At 46.5% G+C, this 13,677-nt stretch carries 13 protein-coding genes and 1 riboswitch; of the genes, 1 reads left to right on the top strand and 12 read right to left on the bottom strand.

The features are described 5' to 3' along the window. Nucleotides 1-2 precede the first annotated feature (2 nt). Nucleotides 3-104, bottom strand: a riboswitch (TPP riboswitch). Between the two features lie 65 nt (nt 105-169). Further along, the gene (locus RBB45_RS09920) at nt 170-664 is read right to left on the bottom strand and encodes an Lrp/AsnC family transcriptional regulator (protein ID WP_009792267.1); all 495 of its coding nucleotides are present in this window, start codon (nt 662-664) and stop codon (nt 170-172) included. 184 nt (nt 665-848) lie between these two features. Here RBB45_RS09920 and RBB45_RS09915 point away from each other — a divergent pair, with 184 nt between their 5' ends. Beyond that, nucleotides 849-1,775 carry a DMT family transporter gene (locus tag RBB45_RS09915; RefSeq protein WP_022543340.1) on the top strand — a complete coding sequence of 309 codons (927 nt, stop codon included), beginning with the start codon at nt 849-851 and terminating at the stop codon, nt 1,773-1,775. A gap of 185 nt (nt 1,776-1,960) precedes the next feature. On the opposite strand, the gene RBB45_RS09910 is transcribed toward RBB45_RS09915, so the two are convergent. The 11 genes from RBB45_RS09910 to RBB45_RS09860 form a co-directional block, all read right to left on the bottom strand. Then, the gene (locus RBB45_RS09910; protein WP_009792269.1) at nt 1,961-2,245 is read right to left on the bottom strand and encodes a hypothetical protein; all 285 of its coding nucleotides are present in this window, start codon (nt 2,243-2,245) and stop codon (nt 1,961-1,963) included. A 137-nt stretch (nt 2,246-2,382) separates the two neighbouring features. Then, nucleotides 2,383-2,898 (bottom strand): hypothetical protein, encoded by a 516-nt coding sequence (locus RBB45_RS09905; RefSeq protein WP_022543339.1) that lies wholly within the window; start codon nt 2,896-2,898, stop codon nt 2,383-2,385. A 399-nt stretch (nt 2,899-3,297) separates the two neighbouring features. Then, nucleotides 3,298-4,755, bottom strand: coding sequence for an alanine/glycine:cation symporter family protein (locus RBB45_RS09900; RefSeq protein WP_101551830.1), 1,458 nt, complete (start codon nt 4,753-4,755; stop codon nt 3,298-3,300). Between the two features lie 173 nt (nt 4,756-4,928). Further along, nucleotides 4,929-6,776, bottom strand: a complete 1,848-nt coding sequence (locus tag RBB45_RS09895) for an ABC transporter ATP-binding protein (protein WP_148950556.1) — start codon at nt 6,774-6,776, stop codon at nt 4,929-4,931. Then, the gene (locus RBB45_RS09890; RefSeq protein WP_009792275.1) at nt 6,757-8,499 is read right to left on the bottom strand and encodes an ABC transporter ATP-binding protein; all 1,743 of its coding nucleotides are present in this window, start codon (nt 8,497-8,499) and stop codon (nt 6,757-6,759) included. The genes RBB45_RS09895 and RBB45_RS09890 overlap by 20 nt, the downstream gene beginning before the upstream one ends. Before the next feature lie 217 nt (nt 8,500-8,716). Next, nucleotides 8,717-9,157, bottom strand: coding sequence for a threonine/serine exporter family protein (locus RBB45_RS09885; protein ID WP_009792276.1), 441 nt, complete (start codon nt 9,155-9,157; stop codon nt 8,717-8,719). 11 nt (nt 9,158-9,168) lie between these two features. Next, a complete protein-coding gene (locus RBB45_RS09880; protein ID WP_094768122.1) occupies nt 9,169-9,951 on the bottom strand; it encodes a threonine/serine exporter family protein in 783 nt (260 codons plus the stop codon). Nucleotides 9,952-10,213: 262 nt separating this feature from the next. Further along, a complete protein-coding gene (locus RBB45_RS09875) occupies nt 10,214-11,449 on the bottom strand; it encodes a cation:proton antiporter (protein WP_224950916.1) in 1,236 nt (411 codons plus the stop codon). 199 nt (nt 11,450-11,648) lie between these two features. Next, nucleotides 11,649-12,359: a class I SAM-dependent methyltransferase gene (locus RBB45_RS09870; RefSeq protein WP_306009499.1), complete on the bottom strand. Its 711-nt coding sequence runs from the start codon at nt 12,357-12,359 to the stop codon at nt 11,649-11,651. 97 nt (nt 12,360-12,456) lie between these two features. Continuing rightward, entirely contained in the window at nt 12,457-12,882 is a 426-nt protein-coding gene (locus RBB45_RS09865; protein ID WP_022543336.1) for an ASCH domain-containing protein, read from the bottom strand. 80 nt (nt 12,883-12,962) lie between these two features. After that, complete coding sequence (locus tag RBB45_RS09860; RefSeq protein WP_224950913.1) at nt 12,963-13,592, bottom strand: NUDIX hydrolase; 630 nt, start codon at nt 13,590-13,592, stop codon at nt 12,963-12,965. Nucleotides 13,593-13,677 lie beyond the last annotated feature (85 nt).

Genomic DNA, 13,677 nt, shown 5'->3' with positions numbered 1-13,677 from the left:
TTATAACCGTCCGCACACTTCCCTACGCTAGTATGAACTAGATCAGGTTCAAAGGGTCTCAAATGCTTGATCTCAGCCTCTTGCAGGCTCCCCTAGTGATAATTCTATTATTCAATTGTTCTCTTTTATTTTAGCATAGACATTCAGCCTGTAGAACCCGCAATTTGAATCAGACTGATGTTTCCCCTCCAGGCAGAATCGGCAGTACCGTTGAATATTTGACTTCCCTCAAGGAGAGGCTTGTCTGTATCTTCGTGATTCCGAGCTGATTCAGCTTTCGGATGAATTGTTCCAGCCCTTTCCGGTCTTTGATGGCCACTTTTAAGATATAATCATATTCTCCTGTCAGGCAGTGGCATTCCAGCACCTCAGCCATATCCACCAGCGTGCCCTCCAGTGCTTCCAGCTTTTCCGCCTGATGGATGTTAGTGCTGATGAAAATAAAGCAGAGCAGATCAAAGCCCAGTTTTTCCTGGCTTAAAATTGCCACCTGCTTCTCGATATAGCCTTCATTTTCAAGCCGCTTCACCCTCCCATGAATGGCGGGGGCAGACAGGCTGACCCTCCTGGCAAGCTCAGCGTTGCTTATTTGGCTATCCTTCTGGAGCAGATCAAGGATTTTTAAGTCCACGTCATCCAGCACCTTGTTCACAATCGATTCCATCTTACAGCCTCCTTATGATTATTCCGCCAACTCCGTTTAAGTCTATCCTTAATTTAATTTCATTCACAAAAAACACAATTGCTCTTAATAAAATTTCATATTTACTCTATTGTACGAAATAATCATTAAAACACAAAGAGAAAATGTTAAAATTAATTCAATAACTATCGAAGGAGCTGCTCCTATGCCAGCTTTATATGTATGCCTGATGCTTCTCACCTCCCTGCTGTGGGGCGGGAATTTTGTTGTAGGCAAGTCGCTTGTGGAGCATGCTTCCCCTGTGGCCTTGACCGCATTTAGATGGATCATTGCTGTTATCTTCCTGTTGCCTATCGTGCTGCGGAAGGAAAAAAAGCTTCTGCCTCCTGCAAAATCGCTTGTCCCGCTGATTCTGATGGGCATCACAGGTGTAGTGCTGTTCAATATCTTTCAATTTTGGGCGCTGGAAGAAACAACGGCCACAAATGTCGGACTGATTTCAACGCTTAACGCTATTTCAATAGCTGTTTTTTCAGCAATCTTTTTAAAAGACAGAATTAACCTGCCGCAGATTCTGACCATGATGTTTTCACTCTTCGGCGTCCTGCTTGTCCTTACCAAAGGCCATCTGGAAATGCTGCTGTCTTTGACGTTTAATAAAGGAGATTTATGGATGTTGGCAGCGGTGTGCATTTGGGGAATCTATTCGATCCTCGGCAAGTGGGCCGGAAAATATACTTCTCCAATCCTGTCGACCTTTTATTCAGGGATCTTCGGATTGGCCATCCTGCTTCCATTCAGCTATTCTGATCTCCAAATCAAAAATCCTGATCTGTCCTTTGCAGGATCCATGCTTTATACCGGACTCATTTCAACCGTTGTATGCATGGTGCTCTGGAATAAAGGGGTCCAGAAAATCGGGGCTGTCACCGCAGGGGTGTTCCTGAATTTCAACCCTGTTTTCACTGCTATCCTGGCTTTTCTGCTGCTCGGAGAAAAGCTTGAAGCAATCCAGTTTCTCGGAGGCATGATCGTCATCCTTGGCTGCTACCTGTTTACCCGCCTTCAGGCACAGCGGCAAAGAAAAAGCCTTCGCGGCAAACCGGAAGCTTCCCTTACAGCTATAGACTAGAAAAGGAATGAACAAAAAGTTAAATAGTTACTCCACTGTTAGAAAAGGTAAAATATACACTAAGATGCACTTTGTTCAGCACTATAAATAACAATGCAAGAGCATAGAAAAACGCTTGGATTATGGATATTCCAAGCGTTCTTTTTTACCCGTTAGTCATACATAAAGACTTACATAATAAGTCATTATTTCTTACGTTTTCGTTCTAAGAATATAGGTGCTATATTCAGCAAGATAGAAACAATTGTCAGAAACCAAAATGCCCTTGCCATACCAGGTATTACATCCGATAAAGCCGCCCAATCTTCCGCATTTACCCACCGAGTTAAATAACTGTAATCTGCGCAAATTGTTAATGCTGTAAATGATAATGCCATCGCCATAGCAAGATTATAATCCTTTCCTGCTGCATACAAAGAAAGATTTATAACAGTTAATACTATTGCAAAAACCCCTAATATTAACCACATAACTATACCCCCAAGTTATATTTTTGGTTCAAGTATCCTGCTTCGTTTGTCACATAAAAAGACTGCCAGGTTGGTCACTGATCTGGAACATAAGCACCCGTTGCTTCAAGTGAATTTATTCATAGATCTTTTTTATATTATTGATTAAGTTCATCAATCGATTTAAATATTCTTGAATATATTTCTTTTATGTGTTCATCTGTTTTTCTATCATTATACAAACCGAATTCCCAGCTTTTTAACGACTCATCTTCTTTTAATGTAAGAACCCCAACAGCATAGCTTTGACCAGCAGTCCAATTCCAAGACTCATTATATTCTGTTTCTTTTGTGGAGAAAGGGATATGATTATTAGCTGATATAAAAAAGAATGGAATTGTAGAATTTAGGTAAACATCTGCATATTGGCTTTCAGCAGCCTCTAAAAGGTTATTTTCCCTGATAACTACTGCGTCAAAATATTTCAGTTCTTCACTTGCCATTTCATCAAATGCGATCTCTGTAAACATCACTTGTTTTTCATTTACTTCTGGTCGTTTTCCAACCACCGCTATTTTTAAAGGTTTTCCTTCATACAACTCAAAATCAGGACTTTGAGTACAAGCTGTTAATGCGAAAATCAGCATTAATGATATGTATTTTTTTCTATACATTTCTAACCCCCTTACCTATCAAACTATACCATAAAATCCCATATATTTTTTTGAAGTATTCTGCCTCTTTTATGGAATAAGAACAGCTGCCTATGTTGGCAGCTGTCCCGAAACATCGCCTATATCAACCTACCGTGCCATGCAGCTTAAACGGAAAATCTCCGCTTATTTTGATGCTTGCTGATTACTTAAATAAGGATAAGGCTTCCTGTTTTTTAAAAATAGTCATTATCACATTGGATGTAATTTTGCTTGTCCATTCATGCGTTAAAAATCATAAAAACACAAAAAAAACAACAGACCAAATCATATGAGATTTGGCCTGTTCATTAGTGTGCTATTTCAAATGTTTCTCCACCAAGACGGGACTGCTCACCATCCAGGGCATCCTTTTTCCATTTATGAAACTCTTTCATCCTGCTGCACATATTCCTCTTCCCAATACTCGGCATTTTTGATGCCGAGTTTTTTCGAGTTGAAGACCGGATCAAGACCCTGCTTCTTCTGTGCTTCGTAATCCTTGAGGGCAATGAGTGCCGGTTTGGCAAGGATCAGGATGGCAATCAGATTGAGCCATACCATCAGGCCGAGCCCGACATCCCCAAGCGCCCAGGCAAGATCTGCTGCATTGACGGCCCCGTAAAAAGTCGCCCCCAGCAATACAATCTTCAGAAGAAAAGTCAAAAGTCTGCCGTCCTTATTGCGCATCAGATACGCCATATTGGTTTCGGCGATATAGTAGTAAGCCATGATTGTTGTAAAGGCAAAGAAGAATAGAGATACTGCCACAAATCCTGCACCGAAGCCAGGAAGTGCAGAGTCAACTGCAGCCTGGGTGAATGCCGGGCCTGCTTCCACTCCCGGAAGGCCGTTTACAATCATTGTCGTGCCGTCCTCACCGACTGTATTGTACATGCCGGTGAAAAGAATCATAAAGGCTGTTGCTGAACATACGAAAAGCGTATCGATATAAACAGAGAAGGCCTGGACAAGCCCCTGCTTTGCCGGGTGTGATACCTCTGCAGCCGCAGCAGCATGCGCACCTGTACCCTGGCCGGCTTCGTTCGAATAGATTCCCCTTTTCACACCCCAGGCGATCGCACTGCCGACAATTCCGCCAAACATGGAATCTGCGGCAAAAGCACTCCTGAAGATGAGAGAGAATACGCCTGGAAGCTCGCCGATATTCATGGCAATGATAATCAAGGCCACCAGGATATACCCTACCGCCATAAATGGAACAGCATATTGAGCAACCGTTGCAATCCTTTTTACCCCGCCAAAGATTATCAGTCCAAGAAGGACGACAATGATGCCGCCAGTGATATATACATTAACACCAAATGCATTTTCTATGCCCAGAGCAATGGAATTTGACTGGATGCCAGGCATTAGCACTGACATAGCCAGCAGGGCAGCCACCGCAAATAAAACTGCAAACCATTTGATGCCGATGCCCTTTTCAATATAATAAGCAGGGCCCCCGCGGTATAAGCCATCCTGTTTTACTTTGTAGATTTGTGCAAGAGTCGATTCCACAAAGGCGCTTCCTGCACCGATGAATGCAATTGCCCACATCCAAAAGACGGCACCAGGTCCGCCCATAGCTATTGCTGTAGCGGTACCAGCGATGTTACCAGTTCCCACGCGGCCGGAAAGAGCAATAGATAAGGCCTGGAAAGAAGAAACGCCCGCATCGGAACTTTTGCCTTTGAACATGAGCAGCACCATGTCTTTAATGTGCCTGACCTGCAGAAAACGGGTTAACACGGAAAACAGGAGTCCGACGGCAAGACAGATATAAATGACCGGTGTACTCCAAAGAATGCCGTTTAATTGGCTAACAAAACCTTCCAAACAAATTCCCCCTTTTATTCTGAATCTTTTTCCTATTAAGAATTATATGTGAAATGGTAATGGAGTACAATCTTTTTTTGCTCTGCCTTCTACAGACATTAATGAAGGAACAGAACTCTCCCGCCCCGAAATACAAAAAAGGTGCACAGCCCAAACGGCCGTGCACCTTTTTCCTATATGGCCTCTTCCTTCAGCTGGCTGTGGTAAAGCCCATGGTAGAATCCTTCCTGTTCAAGAAGTTCTTCATGGGAGCCTTTCTCGATGATGCTGCCCTCATCAAGGACAAGAATCTGGTCGGCCTGCTGGATGGTGTTCAGCCTGTGGGCCACCACAAAGCTTGTTCTTCCTTCCATCAAGGTCTGGAGGGCTTCCTGGATTTTCATTTCTGTAATTGTATCGATGCTGCTTGTTGCTTCATCCAAAATCAATATCGAAGGATCGGCAAGGAAAGCTCTGGCAATGGATAAAAGCTGGCGCTGCCCCTGGCTGATTCCGCTGGCGTCCCCCTTCAGGAGGGTATCATACTGCTGCGGCAGCTTCATGATGAACGAGTGTGCATTCGCCATTTTTGCAGCTTTTTCCACTTCGTCATCTGTCGCATCCAGCTTTCCGTAGCGGATATTTTCCCTGACGGTCCCCTGGAACAGGAGTGAATCCTGGAGGACGAATGCCATATGCTGCCTTAAGCTTTCTCGCTTAATTTTTTTCAGCTCACGGCCATCGATCGTGATGCTTCCGCTGTCATAATTATAGAACCGGGAGATCAGGTTGATAATCGTAGACTTCCCGGCGCCGGTCGGGCCGACAAGGGCCACAGTCTGCCCGGTGTTTGCCCTGAAATTTATGCCCGTTACTGTATTCTCACCCTTTTCATAAGAAAAAGAGACATCCCTGAACTCGACTTCCCCTTTGATAAAGCTGATTTCTTCTGCATCTGCTTCATCCTCGAATTCTTCTTTCTGGTCCATGATTTCAAACACCCGTTCAGCACCGGCGATAGCCGACAAGAGGGTATTGAACTGGTTGGCCAGGTCATTCAGGGGGCGGGTGAACTGGCGGGCATACTCGGCAAAAATGACGATGACGCCGATCGATATCATCCCTTTTAGGACAAAAATGCCGCCCACTCCTGCAATGATGGCAAAGCTCATATTATTCAGCATGTTCATCAGCTTGGGGATGAAGCCTGAATACGTCTGGGCCCAGAATCCTGCGGCCCGCAGCTTTTCGCCTTTGCCGATGAATTCTTCAATCACTCTGTCTTCCTGGGAAAAAGTCTTGACGATCCGCTGGCCGGAAATCGTCTCCTGGACAAAGCCATTCAGCTCTCCCAAGTTGCGCTGCTGCTCCTTGAAAAGCCGGCCCGTCCGGTTGGTTATCCACTTCATCCCATAAAACATGACCGGAACAATGATCATGGTGATCAGGGTAAGCAGCGGACTCAGCCACAGCATGACCCCTACGGTCCCAACAAGGGTGAGCACACTGGAAAAAACCTGTATGACCGAGCTGTTCAGCGTGGAGCTGACATTTTCGATATCATTTGTCACCCGGCTCATCAGCTCTCCATGCTGCCTTTTATCAAAGAACGGAATCGGCAGTTTGTGAAGGTGTCGGAAAAGCTGGGTCCTCATTTTAAAGACTGTGTTCTGGGCAATCCCGATCATCCAATAGTTCTGGAACCAAAGGGACGCAGAATAGACAATATATATAGCAGCAAGCCCGGCTAGCAGGGCAGCAAAGCCGCTGTTGCTTCTTTCAACGATATACTGGTCAATCCCTCTCCCAAGGAGGAACGGACCTAGCAGCCCCAGTACACTGCTGAGAATGACCATGAGCAGGACGAGGAAGAGGAGCCCTTTTTCCTCGGCGAGATAGTTCCAGATCCTGCGGAGAGTCCCTGCCCAGTTCTTCGATTTTACTTTTGGTTTCTTTGCATCATCGGCTGTCTTTTTGAGATTCTCTTTCTCCAGGACAGCAATCTTCTTGTAGCGGAATGGATCAGTCAGCTCCCTGAACATGCTCCAGCGCCTCCTCCCCGAACTGTGACCTGAAGATCTTTTGATACAGCTCCGATTCCCTCAGAAGTGTTTCGTGGTCTCCCTCGGCAATCAGCCTGCCGTCTTCAAGCAGCAGAATATGGTCCGATTCTATCGCTGTACTGATTTTTTGCGTAATGATCAGCGTAGTCGCGGTATACGTCCGCAATGCCTGCAGCAGCTTTGCCTCTGTTTTCAAATCCAAAGCACTTGTGCTGTCATCCAGCAGAAGTATCTTCGGCTTGCGGACAAGGGCCCGGGCGATGGAAAGGCGCTGCTTCTGCCCTCCTGAAAGGTTGACGCCCTTTTGCCCGATCTTCGTGTCATATTTAGCGGAGAGCCTTTCAATGGAAGAATGAATCTGGGCCTTCTTTGCCGCTTCCTCCACCTCTGCAGGGGTCGCATCTTCTTTTCCCCAGCGGATATTTTCCTGGACGCTTCCTGTAAAGAGCAGTGCTTCCTGCGGGACGAAGCCGATCTGCTTGCGCAAATCATCCAGTTTGACCCGGCCGATATCCTGGCCGTCAATCCGGACGGTTCCGCCTGTCACGTCATACAGCCGGGGAATCAGCTGAAACAGAGATGATTTGCCGGCACCTGTGGCACCGAGGATGGCTGCCGTCTCGCCGGCCTTTATTTTGAAGGATACACCGTCAAGCACCACTGTGTCTGTGCCTGGATAACGGAAGCTCACAGAATCAAACTCGATTTCTCCTCCCTCAATTTCAAATCCAGCCAGGGCCTGCTCAGAATCCTTCAGATCCACTTCTGTATTCAGGACATCGGCAATCCTGCCGGCCGAGGCTTTCGCCCTTGAAAAGGCCATGATGATAAAAGAAAGCATTGAAAGAGCACCCGTAATTCTTGTGGCATAGTTGATGACAGCAACCACTTCCCCGACTTTGGCGCTTCCGTCATCCACCTGGATGCTTCCAAACCAGAGGACACCGATAATGCTTATATTCATGATCAAAAGAAGCATCGGCATCGTCACTTCCATCAGCCGCAGAGCAAAAACAGTCTGATCCTTCAGGTCCCCTGTTACCTCTGTGAACCTTTCGCTTTCATGATTCCTGCGCAAAAACGCTTTAATGAGCCTGATGCCAGCCAGATTTTCCTGCATGACATTATTGACGTCATCCAGTTTTTCCTGAACTTTTTTAAACAAGGCTCCGCCTTTATTCATAATAAAAATGAGGAAAATAAATAAAAATGGAACAACCGCACTCAGAATCAAAGCGAGCTTCACATTGACAACAAACGCCATGATCAGGCCTCCAATAACCAGGAGCGGGGCACGCATCATGATGCGCAGGCTCATGAAGACGATATTCTGGAGCAATGTGACATCATTGGTCATCCTCGTGATAAGAGAGGAGCCCGGAAACATAGCAAAGTTGGCGAACGAGAAGGATTGCACTTTCCTGAATACACTCTTCCTGATATCAAAGCCGAAGCTCTGGCTGACATGCGCAGCATAAAAGGAATTGATGATGCCGGCCGCGAAGGCAATCAGCGAGATGCCAACCATGACCCCTCCCCAAATCAGGACCTCATCCATATCCTTCTTCATGATTCCTTCATCAATGATTTTGGCCATCAAAAGCGGCTGAAGCAGCTCAACCGCAAGCTCCGTCAGCATCAATGAAAGAGCGACAATGACGGCAACCCTGTATATTTTTAAAAATCCAAACACCTTTCCCATAAATCGTCCTCCAAGTCTGATTCCTGCTGAATTGCTTTTCCTTTACCCGCCTTTCGAGGAAAAAGTTCAGAATCTTAATCTTTCGTTTAACTAAATATATACACTATCATACGACTTTTTACGGAATTTTGAAATTATTTATCTGCTAATTCTTTTTACTGTATGCAAAAAGGCATGCAGATACATGCCTTCCCTTGTTTTATCTACTGGAAATCCTTCAGCTCTGAACCCTTCTCGCATTCTTGATAATCTGGTTGATGACCTCTGAGAATACAAGCCCGATGGCGATTGCCCCGGAGATCATGAAGGCCCGCGCAGCAAGGCTGATGGCTGTGTTATAGTCGTTCTCAACAAAATTCCTCATTGCATCATACGCAAGCCCTCCCGGTACAAGCGGAATGATCCCGGCTACGCTGAAAATGATGATCGGCGTCTTATAGGCCCTTGCAAAAAACTGGCTTGTGAATGCCACGAAAAAAGCAGCGCTAATGGTGGCACCAACCGCATCCACACCTGATGATTCCATCCAGAAGTAGACGAGCCAGCCGATTGTTCCGACCGTGCCGCACTTGATCAAAGACTTTTTCGGAGCATTGAATAGAATCCCGAATGCTGCCGATGCTACAAAGCTTGTTGCAAGCTGTTCAATCGTTTCCATGCAATGCCTCCTTAAAATGAGATGAAAGATAGTACCACCGCGATGCCTGATCCGATGGCAAAGGCAGTCAGAAATGCTTCAGCGCCTTTTGACAGTCCTGATACCAAATGCCCCGCGATCAAATCCCTGACCGCATTTGTAATCAATAGGCCGGGCACAAGCGGCATCACCGATCCGATGATGATTTTATCCAGCTCATTGCCGGCCCCTGAAAAAACAAACGCATAAGAAGCAAGACCAATGACAAATGCCGCCACAAATTCAGCAAAGAACTTGATCGGCACCCATTTATGAAAATAGATAAAAGAAATGAAACCAAGTCCGCCGCATACTACCGCGGGCAGAAAGTCCTCCCAGCTTCCCTTGAACATGATCAGGAAACAGCCGCTGGAAATGGCAGCCGCCAGTATCTGAAGAAGCAGCGAATACGCCATTGGTGCAGCCTCTACTTCCCGCAATGACTGCAGAGCCTCCTTCACTGTCAGCTCCCCGCTGCTGATATTGCGGGAAATGCTGTTGACGATGGTGACTTTATCAAGATCAGTTCCCCGTTCGGAAATCCTGATCAGCTTCGTTTTGGTCGGTTCATGGCCTTCAATGGAAAAAATGATGCCAGTCGGCGTGACATAGCTGTGTGACTGGTCAACCCCGAAGGAAGCAGCGATCCGCATCATCGTATCCTCAACCCGGTATGTTTCAGCACCGCTTTGGAGCATGATTTTTCCGGCAAGAAGGCAAACCTCCATGATTTCATATGTATCGTTCTTGAATTCCTCCACTGGCTCTCCCTCCATGCACAAAATACTTGGCTGAGGTCCTGGTCAAACAAAGCAGGAGCGATCCCGCCTTTGTATTCTTCCGGAATTTTACCCTGCTGGGATATATATTCCCCCATGCACTTTTTACAGTGTAAAGCATGAAGGATGGCAGAGGCAATTTTAATTTCCTTTCCTTATAAAAGAAAGATAAATCGCATAACTTCCAGACCTTTTTAAAGCTATCGGTCTTTCCTTCACCAGCCAAAAAATCCATCCAGCATGCTGAATGGATTTCCGGTCAATATTTATCCGCCTCAGGGACAGGCTTTATCCCAAGCCTCTGGATAATCGGCTTAATCGTAAGTCCCTGGACGATCAGGGAGAACAGAACCACGCTGAAAGCAAGGAGGAGGACTGTATCCCTGCCTGCAAAAGAAGGCGGAAGGCTCAAAGCAAGTGCAATAGACAGGCTTCCCTTTAAGCCTCCCCAGTTCAGCAGGATTTTGTATTGGCCGGAAAAGTCTTTGACAAATGCAAGGCTGCTGTAAAGGGCAATGGTTCGGCCTGCCAGCACAATGACAATGGCCAGGATAATCGTCCACCAGTTATTGATAAAGCTGATATTTTTGATTTCCAGGCCGATCATCAGGAAAATCAGAGAATTGGCGATCAGGGTGATCACATCCCAGAAAGAGCTGATATTGGTCTTCGTTGTCTCGGACATGCCGATTCTTGCGCCATAATTCCCGAAAATGACCCCTCCGACCACTACCGCGATAACACCTGATACCTCCAGATGCTCTGCGATAAAATAGCTGCCGAAGAACAGCAGGATCGAGAACGCAATTTCGAGCGGGTAGTCATCATAAATGCGGATGATCTGTGAAAAAATATAGCCCAGCAAGGCTCCAAGCAGGGCTCCGCCTACACTGAATTTGATGAACAGCCAAACACCGCTCGCAATCCCGGCCCAGCCCATTTCTATGTACGTAAGCAGGTAGATGGAGGATATCTGGAACAATACAACGGCCACACCATCATTGAGGAGGGATTCCCCTTCTATAATTGTGACCAGTTTTTTTGGCACGCCCAATGTTTTGAATATTGATATGACACTGATCGGGTCTGTAGCGCTCATAAGGGAAGCAAACGTGAAGGAAAGCACCAGCGGAAGATCCAGCAGATAATAGGAGCCCAAGCCTATAATAATGAATGACAGAAAGGTCCCCCCAAAGGCAAGCGCCAGGATCGGCCTCCTTACCTGTTTCACATGGGAAAATGGCATTTTAATGGAAGCATCGCCCAACAGGATGGGAAGAAATAAAGAAATGATGATCGCCTGAAAAATATGCGATTGTGTAATGAACTGCTCTGCTTCTTCAAGAAGCGGTATATGGGTAAGCCCCAGAATCAGCCCCACCAGTACAAGGGCGATGGAATAAGGCTGTTTTGCCAGTTTGGCAATAGCGATGACTGTTACTGAAATAGCAAGCAAGAATAAAATTTGTATAAATACCTCGTCAAAATGATGCACTGAAAAATTCCCCTTTCTGACCTTGCAGCGGCAAGCATTTGGCAGATGCCCTGCCATTAGCCTTTACCTCAAAATGGCAGCAGAAAACCACCTATTGAAAAAGGATGCCGCTATAGCCCAAGTATCCCTTCTGGGAGTATTTTTCATGCACAGGAAGAATGCTTTAGTGCTGACTATATGATTTAAAGGCCATTGGGTTTCACAAAGCTTTTGCGGCCCGCACAATTAAAAAATGAGGCGCCTTCATGAGCTTTTCATACTGTTCTGGCCTTCGCTCTTTAAAGACCTGTGTCGGGCGGGGCTCAATCAGCTCCTGCATTGAAAAGCGGGCAATTGTCTTATTGATGATATCCTGGAGCGGCCTTCGGTAAAAAGGGACATCAAAGGTTTGCCCTGCTTTTGTCCATCGATCCACAATCATTTCTGCAGCCAGGTAGTCCGGTTCATCCAGCAGCTTCATATCCATGAACGGGTGGTGGACGGAAAAAAGGATCGTTCCGCCCGGCCTTAAAATCCGGTGGAATTCTGCAAAGGTTTGATTCCAGTCCTTCAGATAATGAAGAGTAAGAGAGCTGATGATCCAGTCGAAAGAATGGCTGTCAAAGGGCAGCTCTCCCTCCAGGTCACAGCAGACAAGTCTCGCTTTATTGCCAATGCGCCTCTTCGCAGAGCTGATCATTTCAGGGCTCAGGTCTGCACCCGTTACATTTGCACCCCGCCTGGCCAGTTCAGCCGTATACCAACCGGCCGCACATCCTGCGTCCAGAATATCCTTACCCTCCAGGCTGTCCGGGATCTGCTCAAGCATCGCCGGCCTTTCAAACTCGCTGTTAAACAAACTCCCATCATCCACCTGATGCTCATAAATGCCCGCCAGACTGTTAAATGTTTGTTTGACCTTTGCCTTCATTTTGGATGTCACCTCGTTTTTCAGGAATAGGTATTGTGTTTGTTTTATAAAAATGCCGCCTAGTCAGTCTTTTCCTGCTTAAATAGAAAAACCCGCATCAAAGCGGGTATTCCCATAAGCCCAGACGGCCTTTGGCAGGAATTGGCTCTTTCAGGATTTCCATGCCGCTGACCTGCCAGGCATAGCAGCCAATCCGGTAGTCACCCAGATAGAGCTCCTGACCGGATATAATCACCCCATTTTCAAGCACTGCCCCTGACTCGGAGTGATCTATGACTTTAAAGCAATCCACCAGGGTGCAGACTGCTATGATCTGCCCGGCAGGAAGATTTTCTTCTGAGTACCCGTGCCTGCCCAAAAGCTCCGACACATTCTTTCTCCGGCAGGCTTTCACATCGATTTTCTGGCTGGTATGGATGGCTAAAGCACCTCTGTAGGCGGTTTTCCATGTTCTCGTTTCATATTCTGCCTCCCGCAGGGCAAACAGGCTGGCCCAGGGCTGCTTCATTGTTAATACCTTCAATCTTGATCCTCCCCTCCTGCTATCTATCTATAGTCTGCTATCTCAGGGAGAATTTATGTTTTGAGGAGCGGACCGGTCTGCTACATCAAATCAAGCCGCTGCGAAATGCCTTTAATGACTTCCTGGTAGTAAGAGCGGTCATGCGGTACGAAATCTCCGATGTCAGCTTCTTTTTCCAGATAGATTTTCTCGCCGGCACTGCCAATCTCAAAGCCTTCCATCTGCACCTTGCCGTCCTCGCCTTCCCAAAGCTTCTTGAAGCTGTCCCATTCGATCCGGTAAATCCCGGCTACTTCCTCCTGCTGCAGCTCATACTCGCTGAACGGCTGGGAGCATTCGTAGAGAAACACATTTGCCATTTCTTTATCAATGAAGTTCTCCTTCTCAATGCAATATCTAATGGTGCCCAGCGGTGACAGCTCTTCGATATCGACATCGATCCCGATTTCCTCCTTGATCTCCCTCACGCCATCTTCAACGGTTTCTTCGGCCAGCAGATGACCGGCCGCCGTAATATCCAGAAGGTCAGGATAATCTTTTTTCTCTTTGCTTCTGAGCTGTACATATATATAAACCTTGTCCTCTTCCCGCTGAATGAACCAGCAGTGGAAAGCTTCATGCCAAAAGCCCTGCCGGTGCACATCCTTCCTGGTGGCCGTTCCGATCTGATTTCCTTCATCATCGAATATTTTCAAAAGCTCCTGCTCCATATGATCTCTCCTCTGCTTGTTGTTAATTGCAGTTCTTTAGAGTTATTCTCCCATAACCAGGAAAATCCTGCATGGCAAAAAGACC

Origin of the sequence: Bacillus sp. MMSF_3328, from assembly GCF_030733525.1 — a bacterium.
Lineage (GTDB): Bacteria > Bacillota > Bacilli > Bacillales > Cytobacillaceae > Bacillus_AB > Bacillus_AB infantis.
Note: the sequence above shows the minus strand (reverse complement) of the source record. Positions and strands in the feature narration are given on the sequence as shown.